Origin of the sequence: Alicyclobacillus tolerans (assembly GCF_048984885.1) — a bacterium.
Classification (GTDB): Bacteria; Bacillota; Bacilli; order Alicyclobacillales; family Alicyclobacillaceae; genus Alicyclobacillus_I; species Alicyclobacillus_I tolerans.
On the sequence record NZ_JBMGNK010000002.1, the window covers coordinates 2,008,741 to 2,029,410 of the forward strand.

Consider the following 20,670-nt stretch of genomic DNA (forward strand, 5'->3'; position numbering starts at 1 on the left):
ATTTTCTCTTCAGAATCAATAAATAGGGGGACGATACTCTCCAAAAACATCTCGTAAAGTGTTGCAAATTTCACCAATCGTTGCATATGAGCGTACAGCCTGAAGAATAAGCGGCATTAAATTGGCATCCCCTTCAGCTCCGCTACGTAAATCCGCCAGCGCCTTCGCCCAAGGTTCTTGAGCTCTTTCTTGGCGCAATTTGGCCAGACGCTCAGCCTGTATGGCACCCAGTTTGGAGTCCACACGCAACAGTTCAGGAGTGGATTCGTTTTCCACAGTAAATCGATTGACACCAACCACCACTTGTTCTCCCTGTTCAATCTCCCGCTGCGTCAAATAAGCGGCGTGATGAATCTCTTTTTGCATATATCCCTGCTCAATGGCAGAAACTGCTCCACCCATCTGCTCAATATAATCCAAATATTGTGTAGCCCTTCTCTCTAACTCATCCGTCAGTTCTTCTATGTAGTAGCTCCCACCGAGCGGATCAACCGTGTCTCCCACATGGCTTTCATAGGCAAGAATTTGCTGAGTACGAAGAGCTATACGAGCTGATTCTTCCGTCGGCAACGCCAATGCTTCGTCGCGGCTGTTGGTGTGCAAACTCTGTGTTCCCCCAAGTACTGCGGCAAGCGCTTGCACGGTAACCCGAACAATATTGTTATCCGGCTGTTGAGCAGTTAGCGTACTTCCACCTGTCTGGGTATGAAAACGTAATTGCATAGATTTAGAGTTCTTAGCAGAAAACCGATCCCTCATAATATGAGCCCACATGCGCCGTGCAGCTCTGAATTTCGCAATTTCTTCAAAAAAATTATTGTGTGCATTAAAGAAAAATGAAAGACGAGGAGCAAATTCGTCAATTTGCAAACCAGCAGCCAAGGCTGCCTCAACGTAAGCAATCGCGTTCGCCAATGTAAAAGCAATTTCTTGAACAGCTGTCGATCCGGCTTCTCGAATATGATAGCCAGAGATAGAAATGGTATTCCAGTTTGGCACTTCCTTGGAACAGAAAGAAAAAATATCGGTAATTAGACGCATAGATGGCTTGGGAGGAAAAATATAGGTGCCCCGCGCCACATACTCTTTTAAAATATCATTCTGAATGGTCCCTGACACTTTATTCCACGCAACGCCTTGCTGTTCAGCAACCACAAGATACATGGCCAACAGCACTGAAGCAGGAGCATTAATGGTCATGGATGTACTCACTGCATCCAACGGAATTTCGGCAAACAGGGTCTGCATATCGAGCAGCGAGGAAATCGAGACTCCTACTTTACCCACTTCACCGCGCGCAAACGGATCGTCAGCATCATAACCAATTTGTGTAGGCAAATCGAAAGCGGTGCTTAATCCTGTCTGCCCTTGTTCCAGCAAATAACGAAACCGCAGGTTAGTTTCTTCAGCAGAACCAAACCCTGCATATTGGCGCATTGTCCAAAATTTTCCACGGTACATCGTTGGCTGGATTCCGCGCGTATACGGAAATTCACCCGGAAAGCCAAGTTTCTCTAAATAAGCATCAGGGGTAGATTCTTCACTGTTGGGAGTGTACAGTCGTTCCACAGGGATATCGGAAGAAGTATGGAATTCTTTGCGACGCTCAGGTCGCTTTCCTATCTCGGTTTCTACTTTTTTCTCCCAGGCGTTTTTGGATTCTTGGAAGTTCATGCCCGACTCTCCCTTTCGCAAGACCAATCAACCGTCTCTGTTCGTGCAGAAAACTGTTGTTCAAAATGGCGGCGCAGTTTTTCTTCCCATATTTCTACAGAAGCTTCCTGTTGCAATTCTTCAGCGACTGAAGTTACTCCTTTATCCTGAATGCCACAAGGGATAATGGTTTGAAAGTGAGCCAAATTGGTAGCCACATTGAGTGCGATGCCGTGAGAAGTGACAAACTCACCATTGGCGCGTCGCTTCACTCTTGCGCCTACAGCACAGATTTTTTTATCTCCCAGCCAAACACCTGGATAGGCTTCCAGTCGTGTTGCCGTCATCCCTTCTTCAGCGAGGGCTTGTATGACCATTTCCTCTAACCGTCGTACAAACAGCGACACATCGTTACCAAATGGACCCAGGTGCAAAACAGGATAAACCACCAGTTGGCCTGGACCATGATAGGTAACATCACCGCCCCGGTCTACTTCTCGAATCGTAAACCCTTGACGCTGTAGTTCTGCTTCGGAAGCAACAATATTTGCGGCCGATCCGTTTCGACCAATCGTAATTGTGGGTGGATGTTCCACAGTAAAAACGGTCTGCGCGCCGCCTTCCATGGCAAGCAGCGCATCCCGTTGACTCATCTGAATTGCCAGCGCCTCATCATAATCCATACGTCCTAATGAAATCCAATTTACTGTCGTCGGTTGACTCATCCTCACCCCTCCTACAAATTAAAGTTGCGAGGAAGCTGATTCTTTGAGGGATTGAATAGGCATTCCATCCGCACGTAATACCTGCTCATGAGCGTGGTAAGAACTGCGCACCATAGGTCCAGATTCCACATGAGCAAAACCGCGTGCCAAACCTTCGCCGCGCAAACGTAAAAATTCAGTGGGAGTATAGAATTTTTCCACCAATAAGTGTTTTTTTGTCGGTTGCAAATACTGGCCAATCGTAACAATATCAACTTGAACTGCACGTAAATCGTCCAGCGTTTCTAAAATTTCATCCACTGTCTCTCCAAGACCTACCATTATGCTTGACTTGGTTCGAATATCCGGACGAAGTTCTTTAGAACGCTGCAACAGTTCCAAAGTTCTGTCATATTTCGCCTTGGAGCGTACCTTATCTGATAATCTGCGAACCGTCTCTATATTGTGGTTGAGAATGTCAGGCGAAGCGTCTAAAACGGTAGCCAGCGCATCCCAATTCCCTAGAAAATCTGGAATCAATACTTCCACACCGCATGTGGGCAAACGTCTACGGATGGCGCGAATCGTTTCGGCAAAGATAGAAGCTCCACCGTCAGCTAAATCGTCTCTAGCAACTGATGTTACCACGGCATGCTGCAAATCCATTTGCACACAAGCTTCAGCTACCCGTTCAGGTTCTTGTAAGTCGAGTTCTGTCGGTTTACCGCTGTGCACAGCGCAAAATCGACAAGCACGTGTACAAGTCTCACCGAGAATCATAAAGGTAGCCGTACGATGCGTCCAACATTCATAAATATTGGGACAACGGGCTTCTTCACAAACTGTGTGCAACGATTTGGAACGCATCAGTCGCTTCAGCTCTTGATACTCTTCTCCCGTATTGAGCTTAATTTTAAGCCACTCTGGCCGGGACATGGCTTGTTCGCGCATGATACGTTCTTTTTCAGCTTGTTTTTCTGCCAGTTTTGACTGCATATGGGCCACTCCCTCTTTCTTTTGGCAACGTCACAACTTTCTTTCGAAAGCGGAACGCGAAATTTCTTAGCTTGGGACTACTTTAAGTGTAGACCAAACTGCATCAAATGCAAAGAAAGCCCCAACTCGCCGCAAGCGGCTTTGGGGCCAATCCTGGCAACTCATCCAAGCGTCAAATGTTCGCCTGCCTGTTCAACTTGTTCTTTGACCGCTTTCAAGAATTGACCGGCTACCCATCCGTCCAACAAACGATGATCGAGTGACAAACAAAGATTCACCATATGACGAATGGCAATCATATCGTCATCCATCACCATGGGCCGCTTGACAATCGATTCAACGGATAGAATCGCAGCTTGAGGCTGATTGATAATCGGTTGCGACAAGATGGAACCGAATGCTCCGGTGTTATTGACCGTAAACGTGCCGCCTTCCATATCGGCCATCGTCAACTTGCCATTTCGAGCTCGCGTTGCCAAGTCGTTTAGTGCATGTGCAATTCCTGTTACACTCAGTCTATCCGCATGATGAATAACAGGAACCACAAGAGCATCATCGGTAGCAATCGCTATGGAAATATGAATATTTTTCATCAGCCTTATCTCATCATCTACCCATGCAGCATTGAGCATTGGATACTGGCGAAGCGCATTTGCCACAGCTTTAATAAAGAACGGTAAATACGTTAGAGACACACCTTCCCGTTCAACAAACCCCTTTTTCTGCCGATCTCGATAACGTACCAAGGAGGTTGCGTCCACTTCCACCATCGTCCAAGCATGTGGAGCAGTGCGCTTACTTTCCAACATTCTCCGAGCAATCGTACGGCGAATGGGAGTTGCAGGCAAAACGGTATAGTCACCATTTTCTGTTGCTCTTGCCTGCGCTGCTGCGGGTTGACTGTGCTCTGGAGCTTTAGCTGAAGACGGAACAGCAGAAGAGAGTTCTGTCTGTTTGATTTCAGGAATAGCCATGGACGGTTGACTTCCCTGTTCAATAAAAGCGAGAACATCTTTTCGTGTGATTCTTCCACCTTCACCGCTGCCCATGACTTGCCGTAAATCGACTTGATGTTCTTCAGCTAACCGCAAAACGGCTGGTGAGTATCTTCCCAACGAACGGCTATTAGCTTTCTTTTCTACTTGATGCCGCTCTTCATTCAAGGAACTTGTCAAAGAAGCTTTCGAAGGTAAATCCGCTGGAACAGAAGAACTGGTAGGTTGACTGCCAGTATTCTCCTCATTCAACGTCTCAATTCTACAGATCAGCGTTCCGACAGCTACAGTTGTTCCTTCAGCTATATAATGTTCAGCCATCCTTCCATCTACATCAGAAGGAACCTCAGCAGTGACTTTATCAGTAATGACTTCAGCAATGGGTTCGTATTTTCGAACCGGATCGCCCACCTGTTTTAACCAACGTCCCAGGGTACCTTCTGTCACACTCTCCCCCAGTTGCGGCATTTTTACATCCAATCCTAAAACCTCCTCGTTTCAACAACCTAAAATTTAGCCAGTTTACGCATAGCATCAGCAATTTTAGCTGGTGAGAGCATGTATTCCCGTTCCAAATTACCATTGAAAGGCATGGCTGGCACTTCTGGTCCGCACAGGCGTGCAATAGGCGCATCCAGTTCGAAAAGACAATGTTCGGCAATGAGAGCAGATACTTCCGCGCCCACACCGCAAACTTTGTTGTCTTCATGTACAATCAAAACTTTTCCTGTCCGCGAAGCAGCCTCTAAAATAGCCTCCTCATCCAGAGGGCGCAATGTCCGTAAATCAAGGACATGTGCAGATATGCCTTCTGCAGCAAGTTGTTCCGCTGCCTGTAATGCAAAATGCAAGGCAAGACCATATGAAATGACGGTGATATCGTCACCATCGCGACGTACTGCTGCCTTTCCAATCGGAGTAGTATAAGCTTCCTCAGGCACTTCTTCTTTGACAAGTCGATACAATCGTTTGTGTTCGAAGAAAAGTACAGGATCTGGATCGCGAATAGCACTGATCAACAATCCTTTAGCATCTGAAGGTGTTGAGGGAATAACCACTTTTAAACCTGGCGTATGAGTAAACAAAGCCTCTACGCTTTGCGAATGATATAACGCACCATGCACACCGCCACCAAATGGAGCGCGAATAACTATTGGACAATCCCAATCACCATTGGAACGATAGCGAATGCGAGCCGCTTCCGATAGAATCTGATTGACTGCAGGCATAATAAAATCTGCAAACTGAATTTCTGCTACCGGACGCAACCCATTGGCCGCCGCACCAATCGAGACACCAACAATAGCGCTCTCTGCAAGGGGTGTATCGAGTACACGCTGTTCACCAAATTGTTCAATCAAACCGGCCGTAACTCGAAAAACACCACCACGCAACCCTACATCTTCACCTAACACAAATACTCGCTCATCACGAGACATTTCTTCTTGCAGCGCATCATGTATAGCTTCAATAAATTGTTTGACAGCCATTTATTTCCCCTCCTCGGCATAAATGTGCGCAAAGAGCGTGGAAACTTCTGGAGCAGGCGCAGCTTCCGCATATTCTGTAGCCGCATTGATCTCTTTGCTGATGCGTTCTGTCAACATCTCATGCTGCTCGGCAGTCAATAATCCCATCTCTTCTAAATAGCTCCGCATACGCTCTAGCGAATCTCCTTCTTTGGCTTTCGCCACTTCTTCTCGCGTACGATATGAGCGATCGTCGTCGTCACTAGAATGGGGAACCAGACGGTATGTTTTCGCTTCAATCAGCGTAGGACCTTCGCCTTTCCTGGCGCGTTCCACCGCTTCTTTGGTGACTTGATAAACAGCGATTGGGTCCATACCATCTACCGTGACCCCCGGAAACCCATAACTGCCAGCCCTATCTGCTACATTCTCACAAGCAACCTGTCGATTCAAAGGAACAGAGATGGCATATTGATTGTTTTCACAGAAGAAAATCACGGGTAGTCGATGTACACCAGCAAAGTTTGCTGCTTCGTGAAAATCTCCTTGGTTGCTCGTTCCCTCTCCAAAAGAAGTAAACGCTACTTGGTCATGGCCTCTCATTTTAGCAGCTAACGCCGCTCCTACAGCATGAGGAATCTGTGTACCGACCGGACTGCTGCCAGTAAAAATATTTAATTTATGATCCCCATAATGACCTGGCATTTGGCGTCCGCCGCTGTTCGGATCACCGGCTTTGGCGAATGCCGCGAGTAACTCGTCTTGCGGCGTATGACCAAAAATCAAGACCAGACAGAGATCTCGATAATAAGGCGCTATAAAATCCACTCCAGGGCGCAAGGCAAAACCTGCTCCTGCTTGTGCGCCTTCTTGACCTTGGCATGAAATCACAAACGGAATTTTTCCTGCTCGGTTTAACAACCAAAGTCTTTCATCCAGCATTCTTGCTGTGAGCATTTTTTCATACATCAATAAAACTTGTTCATCGCTCAAGCCTACTTCCCGATGGTTTGTAAGCGTTGCCATGAGAGTAGCTCCTTCCCTATGCATCTCGATTATTAGATTGATCACCCAAAGAAGTGATCGTATTTAACGCAAGCCAGCATGCTAAGCGCTGGTTTTGGTCATTTTGATCACATATGCAACGCCAATCCATCCACAGCCAATGCAGCTTCACCTAAAGTTTCAGAAAGTGTTGGATGCGGATGTATCATATTCCCTATTTCCCATGCAGACGCGTTGACAAAAAGAGCTAGACCTGCTTCGGAAATCAAATCAGTGGCATGAGGTCCAACAATATGCACACCTAACAAATCATCGGTTTCACGGTCAGCTATCATTTTGACAAATCCTTCAGCTTCACCGTGAACCAGCGCTTTTCCAATCGACGAGAAAGGAAACTTACCAATTTTCAACTGATAGCCAGCTTCTTTGGCCTCACTCTCAGTCCAGCCAACTGAAGCTACTTCCGGCCTACTGTATGTACAACGCGCAATGTTGCGGTAGACCAGAGGGTGCGTGTGCAATCCTGCCATAGTTTCTACAGCATGAATACCTTCGTGAGCCGCTACATGCGCAAGTTGCAAGCCACCAATCACATCGCCAATAGCGAAAATATTGTGTTCACGTGTACGATAGTGCTCGTCTACTTGAATGACACCGCGTTGAATCTCGATTTCTGTTGCCTCAATACCAAGATTGTCAACATTGGCAGAACGACCTACAGCCACCATCATACAATCCGCTTGAATAGAAATTTGTTGACCATCGAGATCGTACTGAATTTCCATTCCATCATTTTGCTTGCGAAAAGAATCAGGAATCACTTTTGCACCCGTTTGAACAGCAACGCCGCGTTTTTTCAAAATTTTCTCCACCTCGCGACTGACTTCTTCATCCTCTTGAGGCAAAAGCCGCGGCAAAAATTCCAACAATGTCACTTGAACCCCAAAATCCGAAAGCATAGATGCCCATTCTACGCCTATAGCTCCGCCACCGACAATCAGAATCGAGTTAGGTAGTCGTTCAAACTGCAACGCATCATCCGAAGAAAGCACAAGTTTCCCGTCAAAAGGAAGGCCAGGTAAAGCTCTTGGACTTGAGCCCGTAGCAATGAGGGTGAAGCGAGGCGTCAAAATCTGTGACTCTTCACCATTTTCCACACGTACAGCACCAGCCTGCGGAGAGAATATGGAAGGTCCCATTAATCGACCATACCCGTGTATGACTTCCACTTGATTTTTTTTCATTAAGAATTCCACGCCGCGATGCAACTTTTCTACAATAGACTGTTTACGTGCCATCGCATGTTCTAAATGAAACGAAACTTTTTCTGCACTAACGCCGTAATTTTCTCCGTTTTTTACATCCGCAAACAATTCTGCGCTACGCAATAGTGCTTTGCTTGGAATACAACCGCGATGCAGGCATGTACCTCCAAGTTTATCTTTCTCAACAATGGCTACTGAAAGGCCTAACTGGGCGGCACGAATAGCCGCCACATAGCCTCCCGTACCGCCTCCCAATACTACTAAGTCAAAAGACTGCTCAGCCAATGCTTTTTTCTCCTTCCACTGCTGTTACTTGTGCAAGACTGTACTTTGATGAGGCAGGAATGTGCTTCTCACGCGACGCATCTGTTCAATTCTAGCTTCTGCCATGCGGTCTGCAGCCTGATAGGATGGGATATGCTCACGACGAGAGACTTCATAAAGCTCAAGCATGATATTGTAAATCCCTTCCACGCGTTTCTTCGCACGTTCTTCAGAATAACCTTCCAGTTCATCTGCCACATTAATCACGCCGCCTGAATTAATAACATAATCCGGCGCATAAAGAATACCGCGTTCATGAAGCCAATCACCGTGACGAGTCTCAGCTAGCTGATTGTTGGCCGATCCGGCAATAGCTTTGCATTTTAGAAGCGGTAGAGTATGGTCGTTCAATACTGCTCCGAGTGCACAGGGCGCCAAAATGTCACAATCTGCTTCAAAAATTTCCTGAATGCCAACTACCTTTGCACCCAACTCGTTTTGAGCACGTTTTAGCGCATCCTCGTTTATGTCTGTAACTACCAGATGACCACCTGCCTCTTTGACCATTTCGGCCAAAGCATAACCAACGCTACCCAATCCTTGAATGGCGACTGTCTTACCTGCCAAATCGTCACTACCAAGGGCCAATTTGGCTGTCGCCTGCATGCCACGGAAGACTCCGAGCGCAGTCATAGGACTCGGGTTCCCGCTCGAACCATAAGTTTTTGAAATGCCCGTTACATACTTGGTTTCCATATGAATCAAATTCATATCTGCTTCTGTTGTGCCGACATCTTCTGCAGTAATATAACGGCCATTCAGGCTCTGAATGTATCTTCCTAATGCGCGAAAAAGCGCCTCACTCTTATCCTTTTTGGCATCACCAATAATAACCGTCTTGCCTCCGCCCAGATTCAGCCCGGCGGCGGCAGCCTTGTAAGTCATGCCTCGCGCCAAACGCAACGCATCAAGAATAGCCTCTTCCTCTGTAGCATAAGGCCACATACGGCAACCACCAAGCGCTGGACCAAGGGTAGTATCGTGTATCGCAATAATTGCTTTTAACCCTGAAGCTTCATCGTGACAGAATACAACCTGTTCATAATCGTAAGTTTGCAGATATTGAAAAATTTCCATCCTGTATAAGTCCTCCTGTAATGAAAGTCTCTCCATCCTTTACAAGAATCGCTTGCTCATCCCAGCGACTCTATGACATTCATGAGTATAGTCGATTCATTTTGATGCTGGGAGTTTGTTTTTTTTGAGCAATCCATAGAAGCTAAAAACATGAAATAAATTGCACAGTCTGCAAAAACACGCAAGCAAGCGTTTTCACGAAATGCAAATAGGATTATCTCTTTTCGCTCGTTTCCAATTTGTAATACAGAGTACGCACGGAAATACCGAGACGCCTAGCTGCTTCTGTCTTATTGCCACCTGTTGCTGAAAGTGTTTCACGCAAAATTGCCTGCTCAACCATTTGCATACGTTCATTCAGTGTTCCTTGGCGTGGCAAATAGCCACTCTCGCCTGTTTCTCCTGCCAATTCTTGAACAGAAAACCCAAGAGGCGGCAAATGATGCGCTGATAGTGTCGTTTCACTGTATCCTACGGACATCATAGCTCGACCTAAAACATTTTCGAGTTCCCTTACGTTCCCAGGCCAATCCCAGCGTATAAGCGCTTGCAAAGCATCTTTCGAAATTGCGTCCACATTCCGACCGAAAGCTTGATTTTGTCGTTGTAATATAGCTTTAGCCAACTCCTCTATGTCTTCCTTACGATATCTTAAGGGTGGAATAAAAATAGGAATAACATTGATTCGGTAATACAAATCCTCACGAAAACGTCCAGCTGCAACTGCCTGTTCTAGATGCAGATGAGTAGCAGAAATCAAGCGCACATCAACCGCAATCGGTCGCGTCCCTCCCACGCGAACCAGTTCTTTCTCCTGCAGCACACGCAACAGTTTGGCTTGAGTAGAAACACTCATTTCGCCGATCTCGTCAAGAAACAAGGTCCCACCAGAAGCTTCTTCTAAAAGGCCGATTCTCCCCCGCAACAAACTGGAAGATGCTCCTTCTTCCAGTCCAAACAACTCAATCTCCAACATTTCTTCAGAAAAGAGAGCACAATTGACACGCACAAAAGGACCTTTCGCACGCTGACTTTCTTGATGTATAGCGTGTGCAAACAATTCTTTGCCCGTCCCTGGTTCGCCGCGCAATAAAACTGGGGCAGAAGTAGCCGCCGCTTTTCGCGCCTGGTCGATAGCATGAATAACCGCCTGACTCGAACCGACAATATCTTCGAAACGATATTTAGCAGATAAGGAACGAATAAGTCGATTAGCCCGTTGTAACTCATCTGTCAATTGCTTGATTTCCGATACATCGTGAATGACACCGACCGAACCGCGCAATTCATTCCCTACCCAAATCGGAGCAACATCAACAATCACTTCTTTGCGCAGAGGACCGACTTTCAGTGGCACGTTGCGGACAGCTTGCCCTGTTCTCAACACTTGCATGTGCATACTTTCACCTTCGGCAATATCTACTTCGGCAGGCTGGCCAATCACACGTTCTGGCGGAAGGCCTGTCAAACGCGTATAGGCTGGGTTAATCATCCATCCAATGCCGTTTTGATCGACAACCGAAATAGCGTCCTGAGTACTTTGTATAATGGCCTCAAGCAACTGCTGCACTTCTCGCAAATTGGTGACTTCTGCGGCCAAACGGTGTACTTCCGTCACATCCCGCAATACAACTAAGGCTCCAGCACGTTGAAGAGTCTCATCATCCATTGGCAAGGCATGAACAACGAGATCTGTACCAGCTTGAGAACGCATCTGAGTGACTGGGCTATCCTTACCTTGGAGAATAGGTTCATACACTTCAAGGGGTATCCAGGTATGTGCCTTTCTGCCGCGCATAGTAGCACTAGAAACACCCAGCATGCGTTCTGCAGCAGCGTTGCAAAGAGTTACTCTTCCTCCCGCATCAATACCGATCATGCCATCTTGCGTAGCATTGAGAATTCTCTGCAGATCTCGTTGCCGAGTACGTGCAGAAGCAATCAATCGTTCCTTTTCTGACATGATGAGCATAAAAAACTGCAAAGCAGAAGCAGGCACTACAATGGGTCGTTCTGGAAAACGTTCCAGAAGACGCATGTACACTTCGGTATGACCTGTAACTTCCAAAATGACGTCTATTTGTCCTTGCACCTGTTGTAAAGCACTATCAACATCGGGCGCAGTTGGAATACGAAGTTGCTCGGCAAGTAACATGCCAGGCGCCTCTGGACGTTTGTCCACAACACAGAGAATCTGTAAATCTCGATATTCAGCCAAAGTTTTTAAAACCTTTTCTCCTCCTTGGCCTGCTCCTAGCACAATCAGATTCAATGTGTGTACCCCCATCTTTCAAAAACTCAGTTTGAGAAAATTGTTCTATTAAAAAAAGAAACTTCTAACAGTAAGAACCTCGTTGCCTATACTCTACTCTGAAAACTTGTGATTCTTTATCGTTTGTGAGGTTATTCTGCTTCAAACGTGCCACTTTTCCCACCTGATTTATATACAACCCGAAGCCGTTCAATGGTCATAGCGCGATCGACTGCTTTACACATATCATAAACGGTCAAGGCTGCCACTGAACAAGCATGCAAAGCTTCCATTTCAATCCCTGTTCGATAGGTTGCTGCCACTTCCACCTCAATTTGCAGGCGTGATTGACCTTCTAGCGGTTCTAAAAACTCATGTCGTACCGAAACATGCTCAAGAGGCACTGGATGGCAAAGAGGAATCATCTGTGCCGTCTGTTTGGCACCCATCACAGCTGCAATTTCTGCCACTGAAAGGACATTCCCTTTTTTTAAGCCTCCCTCTTCTATGAGTTTCTGCGTCTCTGCTTGCATGAAAATTTCAACACGCGCAACTGCACGCCTTGCAGTGGTAGATTTACTGCTGATGTTGACCATATGTGCATGACCTTCAGCGTCAAAATGAGTCAATTGAATGGGACGATCCGTTTGAGTTTCTTTGGTCACTCTAATCTCTCCATTATGCTATGGATATTATTTGATTTGTCTAGTTGGCAATTCAACAGTTAAACTTTACACTGTTTCTTATGAATCAGCTTCATAGAGTCTCCGTTAAGCATACATGAAAAATTGACAGGATGGGAACCGGTAAAACCGTTCCATATAAGGAGTGACCTCTCATTGCGAATCAAAGTTCTATTTTTCGCCCGATTACGTGAACTAGCTCAAACCAACGAGTGCTGGATCGAGTTGCCTGAAAATGCCCAAATTCTTGATGTCCGTTCTGAACTCACGAAAATTTTCCCTCAACTCCAGCAGGATTTACATAGAGCAGCTGCGGCTCTCCATGAGTCGTACGCAGAAGATAGCACTTTATTGAAAGACGGAGATGAAATAGCATGGATTCCACCAGTTGGCGGGGGATCAGGAAAAATAGAAATAATTTCACCTTACTATCAGGTGACAGATGAACCGCTTGACTTGTCAAAAGCCTATCAATTACTTGAGGATCCTAAATTCGGAGGAATTGTACTGTTTTCTGGCACAGTAAGAGAGTGGACTGGAGATAGACGAACGGAGAAATTAGAATACGAGGCATACAAGGATATGGCTCTTTTACAAATGCATCGACTTGGTGAAGAGTTGGAAACCACCTATCCTGGTGTCAAAACCCTGGCTTGGCATCGCGTGGGAACACTTGTACCCACAGAAACAGCCGTGATATGTGCCGCAGCGTCCGCCCACCGTGATATTGCTTTCACAGTGTGCAAGACGCTGATTGATCGATTAAAAAAAGAAGTTCCTATATGGAAAAAAGAATTTTTTTCGGATGGACAAACCGAGTGGAAAGAGAATCCAGAATAAAGTCTGCAAAATTCAGGTACGCGAGCAATAAAAATACTCAACACCCTGCTTTTCAACGATGTGAATCTCCCCATCCACGACTAACCAATCCAGATAACCTAGTATTTCGGAGAGAATTAAGCTAGGTTGATCAAGCCGATGTGGAAAATAAGCAGCAGCGTAATCCCAAGCTGTTTGCATCGGCTTGGTTCGAACCATTTGCAGAACCTTATCTCTTCGACTCTCCTGTTCCTCAAGTCTTTTGGCAATCAGATCGCGTGGATTGTCAATCACGTTTCCATGGCCTGGATAAACAGTACGAAGTTTCATTCCTTGTATGCATTTCAAATTGTTTCTGTAATCAAGCAAAGACTTACTACGCTTTGCTAGAAAGCCGTCTGCTTCTCCCGGTAAAGGCTCAACCAAGGCATTGGATGATATTCGGGCAATAAGTTGGTCGCCAATGATCATCATTTCTTCTTCTGGATGGTAGAGCGCAATAGCAGCCTGAGCATGACCTGGAACCTCTATAAACTGAAACTCCGGAAGCCACTCAAAAGTCATTCCGTCATGAACCGGGACATCAACTACCGACCGGTCGTTCAATTTTTGTAATAAAAAAAATTCTTTTTGAGCCATTTCTTGATAATTTTGTGGCATCCCACAGCGTTGATAAAGTGCTTCGTAAAACCGCGTACGGTAAATATGCCCTCCTTCCCAGCCATCCAACCAGCTGGACACACCGGGATGCGCATAGACGGGAACGCCAGCTTCGGCAATTTTCCGAGTTAATCCAACGTGATCGACATGACCGTGTGTCAACACCAGTGCGGACAATTCCGAAAAAGATGAGATACCGTGCTCTCTAAGCCCTTTTTCTAATGCCGTCAGTGATTCTTGACGCCGTGGTCCGTTATCCACCAACACATATACGTCTGCGCGCTGTAGAAGATAGGCATTCATATCACCAACAGCAAATCCGGTTGGCACAGGCAAACAGTGAACTTCCAAAGCCTGTGAAGATTGAACAGTTGCCATTGCCGCCCCTCCTCTTGCTCGTTTTGTACGAGCGGATAATGATGAAACGTAAAGATGGGTATATTCTGCTCTTTTTTATGATACGCCAGCAAAGCATTCTATTCAATGAGGCAAATATCGAAAAAACTTTTCTATAAATCTTCTAATTACAAAACTCGTCTCATAGAATACAGCAGATAGACAAGAGATAAAGAGTTCAATAGATAGGAGAATGGCGGATGCGCAAGTTAAAAAAGCGGCGAAAAAAAGCACGCCGTGCGTTGCTTGCTGCAATTGCCGCAGGCAGTTTTCTATGGGGCATGGTTGCTTTAGACGGTGCATTGAACCAAAGCTTTGACAATCCAGGTTCAAACTGGAGTACCACAACCCTTGGAGACGCGTTACTCAATGAATGGATTGGAACAACCGATACAGAAAATAATGCGGAGAACATGCCGCTGGGGAACTTTCTAAAAACATTTCCAACTTGGTTAGCAGAAACAACACATATGCCGTTTCTTCATCCGGAAGTTGAATTGGAAGACGCCTACTTTTCGACTCCTTCCACATTTCAAGAATCAGGAGGTGGAACACAGTCACCACTACTATCTTCTATAGCAAACTGGCAATCGGTCTCTCACAAAATTGCTTTAGGTTGGATGCCCGCTGAATCCACCTATGAAAGTGACATGCTCATTAAAGATAATCCAGGAATGAATGTTGTATCTCCAAGCTGGCTGGAACTTCAAAACGCTTCCGGCCAGGTGAGCAGTCAAGTGAATCCCGCCGTAATTCAGTATGCGCATCAGCATCATGTACAAGTTTGGGCGCTTTTTGACAATCAATTTCTTGCCAATATGACTCATCAATTTTTATCTAGTAAAGCCAGTGAAATGAGATGTATACAGCAACTTGTCCAAATTGCCAAACAAAATCAACTAAATGGCATTAATCTTGATTTTGAAAACTTGGATGACTCCGATCAATCTGCTTACACAACATTTGTAGCTCGCTTACACAAAAATCTTCAAGCCATTCATGTTGATTTATCAGTTGATGTGACGGCAGATATTGTACCGCTAGTTGACAACTCCGCTTACTTTCATGCCGGCTTGGCAGATGTGAGCGATCAACTGATTCTCATGGCCTATGATGAACATTGGGCAGCCGATCCAACACCTGGTCCTGTAGCAGATATGCCCTGGGTGAAAAGCTGTGTCAATGATTTACTGGATACAGGAGTTCCTGCGGATAAGCTCTTGCTTGGTATACCCATGTACACACGTTTCTGGACAGTGGTCAATGGACAGGCAGTGAACAGCGAAGCCGTTGGACTTGACAGTGTTGCTTCGATTCTTGCTGAACATCAAGCCAAATCCGAATATCAGCCAAGTCTCGATCTTATGTATGCTCAATATCCAGTCAATGGTGGAACCGAAGAAGTATGGTATGCCAATCAACAGACATTTTCCGACAAGCTTCAACTTGTCAATAACGACGGTTTGGCTGGAGTAGCTGTTTGGTCATTGCCATTTTCACAACCTTCAATATGGACAAGCATGATCAATAATTTACAGAAAGTGGTAACTTGAGGGTAGGGTAGGAGGGGGCGATAAAATTTGGACAGAATCCTGCTGACAGTAGGTCTGTGTACTATTGGCACTTACACTATTCTTATGTTCTACAAACCTGAATTGGCTCATGATGGTGTAGAATCCAGTTTATCCATGTTGATTCAAGCGATGCCATGGATGCTTGTATCCATGTTTATCGCAGGTCTCATTTCTCAGGTTATAGATACAAAAGTCATTGCCCGATTTCTTGGACCACAAAGTGGATTGTCTGGAATCATCATAGGAGCACTTTTTGGACTGATGGGAACCGGATCGCGCTGGGCAGTTTATCCTTTAGCCGCTGGACTTTTAAACGCCAAAGCAGCTCCAGGGGCGGTTTTCAGTTTTCTTACATCTTGGCAGCTTGTCTCTTTACCACGCATACCTGCTGAATTTCCTTTTCTTGGAGTTCCCTATACGATATTACGAGCAGTTGTCTCTTTTATTGTTTCGATTATAGGTGGTCTCCTCCTTGAATGGATTTCTAAAATATTCCTAACTTAAACACCCATTTATCTATTTGACGTATGGCCTGGTAATGGATGACGTAAACTGTGCCATACATAATAAGTGACATAACTGCGAAAAGGAGCAAACATCTCACCGAGTCGCTTGGTTTCATCAAGATTGGGACGATCCGGCAAAATAAGAAGATTGGCAAGACCCTTCTGCAATCCCACATCTGCGCTTGGCCATTCATCAAGCATTCCCACCCCAAAAAGCAGCAGACACTCCACTGTCCAGAAACCCACTCCCTTCACCGGCAGTAAACGCTCAAACCACTCCTCGCGAGAAATACCACGCCATTTTTCAAGCGGCAGTTGTTCTTCAACCACACTTCGAGCAATGCTGAGTATTGTCTCGGCCTTGCGATTGTTCAATTGTATTTGCCGTAAATCATCCACAGAAAATCGCAATAAGGATTCTGCGGCTGGAAAAGTGAAAATTTCTTCTACAAATGGATTTTCAACGTGATCACCCGCTAATCGAACCAGCCTATTCACAAGAGTGGCAGCAAATTTAGTGTTTAACTGTTGCCCGATGATGGTACGGATGAGCGATTCGAAAAGCGTTGGATCGTGTACTGGACGCAACCCGCGAAAGCGTTCAAAAAGTATGGCTGCAGGTGTATGTTGCAATGTCTCATACATCGCTTCTACGTCGTCTGTAAAACTGAGTGTGAGTGCCAAATGTGCCTTCAATTCTGTTTGTTCTTGATAAGAAAGGTTGCGATTGGTCTCTATCTTCAACACACTATCCATACAGCGGCTTTTGACTGCGGAAGCACGGTAAACAATGGGTTTATTTCCCGTCCAAAAAGTACGAATGAGCGTATGGTCCTGAACATGGACTGTAATATCTTCTCGAACGGCAAACCGCTCTATGGTAGCGTCCCAATCAAACGGTTGGGGAAGATCAACAAGAAAAATCATGAACGGATCTCCTTTTCAGACGGAAGTGATGAGAAACGTCTCATCAATAGATTAAGGAATTCCAAACTGTTCAGCAAATCTCTCATTGTCCTTCCTGTTTTGAAACAAAAAACTGCCCCTGCAGGGACAGTTTTTTGTTCTGAATTTGTAAAAATTGTTAAATTACGCAACCGGTGTTGTGGTGCAGGTAGTTACCGAATAGGGCACGAGCAGGATAAAGAGCACAAAGATGATGAGAAATACTACAGCCCAGCGAGTATATCCTCCAAATACTCCGTACATCTAAGAGCACCTCCCTTGAGCGGTTTCTGCTCTTACAGTACGTAGCAGTCCAGATTTATGCCATGGACATTCGCCCGATTGACAAACATCTGGTTAGGAGTTAGGAATGACCTGGCGAGCAAAAACTAAAGCATGCCCAAACCAAGTCGAATACAGTGGAACTTGGACTACTTTTCCGTATCCCCCACCTTCTTCAATGAGCATTCCGTTACCTTCATAAATCCCCACATGTCCTCCACCTGTCGGGTTATTGGCTGTTCGGAAGAAAAGCAAATCTCCTTCACGAATTTGCGACAGTGGAACAGGTGTTCCTACATGATAACGTTGATATACGGACGACGATGAAAAGCGGATGCCAAGAGCAGTCCGATAAACCCAAGCCGTAAAATTTGAGCAGTCAAAACCTACACCAGGAACCTGATGCCCCCACCAATAAGGGACACCCAGTTGGGTACGGGCTACAGCAATCACTTTGTTAGCCTCTATTTTCCACTCTGGCAAAGATGACGAAGGAGAGGTTGCAGAACTCAATCCATTTGTGTTTACAGTCGTATTTGCTGAAAGATCCGATGATGCAGTGTTTGTTGAAGAAGGAGCAACTGTTTGAGTACTATCGGTTGTTACCAGATGGACAAACCTGCTACTCGTGGTCAAAAAAACATCTTGACCTTGCCAATCAACCTCATACCAGTAGTTGTTATATTTTTTTACCAACGGTGCTTGCTCCGATAATTCTAATTTACCTACCACAGGAGAATAGATAGATGGTGAGCGAAACATGTCTACCCAACCGTGATTCGTCTCTACATATTCGCTGGAATTGGACGACAGATTTGCAGCCCAAACTTCGTTTGGCTGAACAAAGGCGAGAACTGTTGATGCAGCTGCCAAGACGCCAGCGCCTTGCCAAAACCATTTGGCAAATCTGTTGTTTTTCACAAAATGCACCTCTTTTTTATTTTATTATTTAAAATTTTCTGTTATATAAGTTTAGCAAATAAAATATAAACTTTTTAAAAATCTAACCAGTGATGGCTTTCTACAAAATCATCACTGTGCAAAAATAAACGGCCCAATTTGTTCAATGGTTGGTTGATCCCAGACCCAACTGTTAGAAGCGGTTTTGGATGGATTATAAAAAACATACGCATTAGGTACTAGATTTTCATGGTTGTCCAACACATCTTCGGCAGCGGTCCAAGCGCTAGCCACAGGAGTCTGATAGATAAAACCGTTCGTGGTACAAGTAAACTGCGCATAACCGTTCGTTTTCTGGAATATTACCCCATAAGCAGTGTTTGGGTAATCTGGATTTTGCATACGATTCCAGACAACATCCCCCACTGCAATTTGAGCATTGAGCGGGGTACCCTGAGCTTCAGCAGAAATTAAATGGGCTAACCAATATAGATTACTATTGTACGTAGCCTCTGAATCATCAGCATTTGCGGTTGGAGATGAACTTGAATTTATTTGGTTGGTGTTGGCCACAATAGAAGAAGATGTACGGCTTGAGACTGGCAAATTCAGTACTGTGCCAATCAACATATCGCGCGGAGTGACCTGAGGATTAGCTGCTTCCAATGAAGCTAGAGAGATATGGTAGGCTTGAGAAATTTTCCATAATGTATCGCCTGCTTGTACGGTGTACGTTGACATCGTATCTGCATGGGCAACCGTCATATGTGTGGCCGCAAAAAAAGATACTGCTACGACCGGAGCAGCGATTTGCAAAGTTCGCTTCTTTAAAAATTGTTTTTTCAACATAATGTGTAAACGACTCCCTCTCGAGAATTGCCTCCGAGGTTAGCTGTCGGGTTCAGGCGATCGAGTACGCCTGTCCAAATTTGGATTCACCCCTAGAAGGCGATCGGGCAATTGCATCATTCCCGCACCTTCATACTGAAAATCCCCCGTACGCTGCTATCAGCGATTCGGCTTGAAGCAGAAGATTACTAACAAGCTAACATAAAAAATTATTGAATTCATTCTAAAATAATTTACTTGATTACCATTTTTTATATAAACATTATCATTTTTCTACCTCATTGACTGATTTCATCATGATTTTTCCATGTTAGTTTCCATCGAATGGAAGTATCGCTCAACCACATGCCTAGCAAAATGAAAAAAGCTCCGAACCATGTGAAGAAACCTAACTTCTGCTGATCTAAAAGCCAAGCCACAAGAGCAGCGAATACCGGTTCTAACGTAAAAATAACTGCAGATTGAGAAGCGCTCAAATAACGTTGAGCAACATTTTGAATCCAATAAGCAATAGAGGTACCCATAATGCCGTTGACAAGCAGAGAAATAACCACTTTGGGCTGCAACCAATTTGCCAGATTCCATACTGAATGAGGGTAGACCAAAAAGGAGTATATTGAAAAACAAATTGACATGGTTGCAATTTCAACAAAAGCCAGATAGAGAGGTGAGATGAAAGGGGCTGCCTTTTCTACCATGACGATTTGTAACGCCATAAACAACGCACAAAATAAACCTTCCAGGATGCCAGGTTGCATATGAATTAATCCTGGTCCACAAAGTAGATATAAACCGCCTGCTGCGAACCATGTTCCCACCCAGACACGGACACCCATTCTCTTTTTTTTCTGAATAACCGAACTGATAAACGGTACCATGACCACTGAAAGTCCTGTCAAAAAGCCACTTGTTGCGGGTGAAGTAGTCTCTAGTCCAAAAGTTTGCAAGGCATAACCAAGCATTAATACCAGACCAATTCCTGCACCTATCCACGTCGATTGCCAATTCATTTGTTTTCGCAGGTCACGTTTCCAAAACACGAAGGGCAGCATACAAAAACTAGCTAATAGAAAGCGGATCGCCAAAAGTGGCAGGGCAGGTACATCCGAAAGTGCTGATTTCGTTAAAGTAAATGTTACTCCCCAAACCAATGTAACTAGGATTAAAGAAATCAAAGCTATAGGTTTATTCATATGTATTGTGCCTCTTTTCCCAAACGAGAACTGCAAACCTAAAGATACGGTAAAAACTCTGTCATGAAAAGAGAGGCTGGTGCATAGTCTGAATGACAAACCAGCCAATCCAATTCATTATTTT

General features: G+C 45.1%; 18 protein-coding genes and 1 riboswitch. Of the genes, 3 read left to right on the forward strand and 15 right to left on the reverse strand.

Annotation, left to right across the window (positions count from 1 at the left end):
- Positions 1 to 15: 15 nt before the first annotated feature.
- From ACOJUR_RS10110 to moaC, 10 genes are all read right to left on the reverse strand, one after another.
- A complete protein-coding gene (locus tag ACOJUR_RS10110) occupies positions 16 to 1,674 on the reverse strand; it encodes an acyl-CoA mutase large subunit family protein (RefSeq protein WP_420949917.1) in 1,659 nt (552 codons plus the stop codon).
- The gene (lipB, locus tag ACOJUR_RS10115) at positions 1,671 to 2,378 is read right to left on the reverse strand and encodes a lipoyl(octanoyl) transferase LipB (protein WP_420949918.1); all 708 of its coding nucleotides are present in this window, start codon (positions 2,376 to 2,378) and stop codon (positions 1,671 to 1,673) included. Before lipB ends, ACOJUR_RS10110 begins: the two co-directional genes overlap by 4 nt.
- Positions 2,379 to 2,396: 18 nt before the next feature.
- Positions 2,397 to 3,353, reverse strand: a complete 957-nt coding sequence (gene lipA / locus ACOJUR_RS10120; RefSeq protein ID WP_072874220.1) for a lipoyl synthase — start codon at positions 3,351 to 3,353, stop codon at positions 2,397 to 2,399.
- A 161-nt stretch (positions 3,354 to 3,514) separates the two neighbouring features.
- Positions 3,515 to 4,816, reverse strand: a complete 1,302-nt coding sequence (locus ACOJUR_RS10125) for a dihydrolipoamide acetyltransferase family protein (RefSeq protein WP_420950537.1) — start codon at positions 4,814 to 4,816, stop codon at positions 3,515 to 3,517.
- 38 nt (positions 4,817 to 4,854) lie between these two features.
- Positions 4,855 to 5,838 carry an alpha-ketoacid dehydrogenase subunit beta gene (locus ACOJUR_RS10130; RefSeq protein ID WP_420949919.1) on the reverse strand — a complete coding sequence of 328 codons (984 nt, stop codon included), beginning with the start codon at positions 5,836 to 5,838 and terminating at the stop codon, positions 4,855 to 4,857.
- Positions 5,839 to 6,843, reverse strand: a complete 1,005-nt coding sequence (locus ACOJUR_RS10135; protein WP_072874218.1) for a thiamine pyrophosphate-dependent dehydrogenase E1 component subunit alpha — start codon at positions 6,841 to 6,843, stop codon at positions 5,839 to 5,841. It lies immediately after the preceding gene.
- A 107-nt stretch (positions 6,844 to 6,950) separates the two neighbouring features.
- Entirely contained in the window at positions 6,951 to 8,372 is a 1,422-nt protein-coding gene (lpdA, locus tag ACOJUR_RS10140; protein ID WP_420949920.1) for a dihydrolipoyl dehydrogenase, read from the reverse strand.
- Between the two features lie 24 nt (positions 8,373 to 8,396).
- Positions 8,397 to 9,488, reverse strand: coding sequence for a Glu/Leu/Phe/Val dehydrogenase dimerization domain-containing protein (locus tag ACOJUR_RS10145; protein ID WP_072874216.1), 1,092 nt, complete (start codon positions 9,486 to 9,488; stop codon positions 8,397 to 8,399).
- Between the two features lie 214 nt (positions 9,489 to 9,702).
- Positions 9,703 to 11,760: a sigma 54-interacting transcriptional regulator gene (locus ACOJUR_RS10150; protein WP_420949921.1), complete on the reverse strand. Its 2,058-nt coding sequence runs from the start codon at positions 11,758 to 11,760 to the stop codon at positions 9,703 to 9,705.
- Between the two features lie 131 nt (positions 11,761 to 11,891).
- Complete coding sequence (moaC, locus tag ACOJUR_RS10155; RefSeq protein ID WP_072874214.1) at positions 11,892 to 12,404, reverse strand: cyclic pyranopterin monophosphate synthase MoaC; 513 nt, start codon at positions 12,402 to 12,404, stop codon at positions 11,892 to 11,894.
- Between the two features lie 174 nt (positions 12,405 to 12,578).
- Here moaC and ACOJUR_RS10160 point away from each other — a divergent pair, with 174 nt between their 5' ends.
- On the forward strand, positions 12,579 to 13,262 hold the full coding sequence (locus ACOJUR_RS10160; RefSeq protein WP_083574228.1) for a molybdenum cofactor biosynthesis protein MoaE: 684 nt from the start codon (positions 12,579 to 12,581) through the stop codon (positions 13,260 to 13,262).
- Positions 13,263 to 13,274: 12 nt separating this feature from the next.
- Here the strand turns inward: ACOJUR_RS10160 and ACOJUR_RS10165 are convergent, their stop codons facing one another.
- A complete protein-coding gene (locus tag ACOJUR_RS10165) occupies positions 13,275 to 14,279 on the reverse strand; it encodes an MBL fold metallo-hydrolase (protein WP_420949922.1) in 1,005 nt (334 codons plus the stop codon).
- A 218-nt stretch (positions 14,280 to 14,497) separates the two neighbouring features.
- Between ACOJUR_RS10165 and ACOJUR_RS10170 the strand changes: the two genes are divergently transcribed.
- Together ACOJUR_RS10170 and ACOJUR_RS10175 are read left to right on the forward strand one after the other, a co-directional pair.
- Positions 14,498 to 15,850, forward strand: a complete 1,353-nt coding sequence (locus tag ACOJUR_RS10170) for a glycosyl hydrolase family 18 protein (RefSeq protein WP_420949923.1) — start codon at positions 14,498 to 14,500, stop codon at positions 15,848 to 15,850.
- Positions 15,851 to 15,877: 27 nt separating this feature from the next.
- Entirely contained in the window at positions 15,878 to 16,375 is a 498-nt protein-coding gene (locus ACOJUR_RS10175; protein WP_072874210.1) for a permease, read from the forward strand.
- An 8-nt stretch (positions 16,376 to 16,383) separates the two neighbouring features.
- On the opposite strand, the gene ACOJUR_RS10180 is transcribed toward ACOJUR_RS10175, so the two are convergent.
- The 4 genes from ACOJUR_RS10180 to ACOJUR_RS10195 form a co-directional block, all read right to left on the reverse strand.
- A complete protein-coding gene (locus ACOJUR_RS10180) occupies positions 16,384 to 17,304 on the reverse strand; it encodes a DNA-3-methyladenine glycosylase family protein (protein ID WP_203115434.1) in 921 nt (306 codons plus the stop codon).
- A gap of 375 nt (positions 17,305 to 17,679) precedes the next feature.
- Positions 17,680 to 18,525, reverse strand: coding sequence for a C40 family peptidase (locus tag ACOJUR_RS10185; protein ID WP_072874208.1), 846 nt, complete (start codon positions 18,523 to 18,525; stop codon positions 17,680 to 17,682).
- A gap of 111 nt (positions 18,526 to 18,636) precedes the next feature.
- Positions 18,637 to 19,353, reverse strand: a complete 717-nt coding sequence (locus ACOJUR_RS10190) for a cell wall hydrolase (RefSeq protein WP_420949924.1) — start codon at positions 19,351 to 19,353, stop codon at positions 18,637 to 18,639.
- Between the two features lie 12 nt (positions 19,354 to 19,365).
- Positions 19,366 to 19,536: riboswitch (cyclic di-AMP (ydaO/yuaA leader) on the reverse strand.
- Positions 19,537 to 19,631: 95 nt separating this feature from the next.
- Positions 19,632 to 20,546, reverse strand: a complete 915-nt coding sequence (locus ACOJUR_RS10195; RefSeq protein ID WP_420949925.1) for a DMT family transporter — start codon at positions 20,544 to 20,546, stop codon at positions 19,632 to 19,634.
- Positions 20,547 to 20,670: the final 124 nt, after the last annotated feature.

Bases quoted from the DNA above. Each gene is read 5' to 3' on its own strand.
- ACOJUR_RS10110 (WP_420949917.1), bottom strand. From the start codon at position 1,674: ATGAACTTCCAAGAATCCAAAAACGCCTGGGAGAAAAAAGTAGAAACC.
- lipB (WP_420949918.1), bottom strand. From the start codon at position 2,378: ATGAGTCAACCGACGACAGTAAATTGGATTTCATTAGGACGTATGGAT.
- lipA (WP_072874220.1), bottom strand. From the start codon at position 3,353: ATGCAGTCAAAACTGGCAGAAAAACAAGCTGAAAAAGAACGTATCATG.
- ACOJUR_RS10125 (WP_420950537.1), bottom strand. From the start codon at position 4,816: ATGCCGCAACTGGGGGAGAGTGTGACAGAAGGTACCCTGGGACGTTGG.
- ACOJUR_RS10130 (WP_420949919.1), bottom strand. From the start codon at position 5,838: ATGGCTGTCAAACAATTTATTGAAGCTATACATGATGCGCTGCAAGAA.
- ACOJUR_RS10135 (WP_072874218.1), bottom strand. From the start codon at position 6,843: ATGGCAACGCTTACAAACCATCGGGAAGTAGGCTTGAGCGATGAACAA.
- ACOJUR_RS10145 (WP_072874216.1), bottom strand. From the start codon at position 9,488: ATGGAAATTTTTCAATATCTGCAAACTTACGATTATGAACAGGTTGTA.
- ACOJUR_RS10165 (WP_420949922.1), bottom strand. From the start codon at position 14,279: ATGGCAACTGTTCAATCTTCACAGGCTTTGGAAGTTCACTGTTTGCCT.
- ACOJUR_RS10170 (WP_420949923.1), top strand. From the start codon at position 14,498: ATGCGCAAGTTAAAAAAGCGGCGAAAAAAAGCACGCCGTGCGTTGCTT.
- ACOJUR_RS10180 (WP_203115434.1), bottom strand. From the start codon at position 17,304: ATGATTTTTCTTGTTGATCTTCCCCAACCGTTTGATTGGGACGCTACC.
- ACOJUR_RS10190 (WP_420949924.1), bottom strand. From the start codon at position 19,353: ATGTTGAAAAAACAATTTTTAAAGAAGCGAACTTTGCAAATCGCTGCT.
- ACOJUR_RS10195 (WP_420949925.1), bottom strand. From the start codon at position 20,546: ATGAATAAACCTATAGCTTTGATTTCTTTAATCCTAGTTACATTGGTT.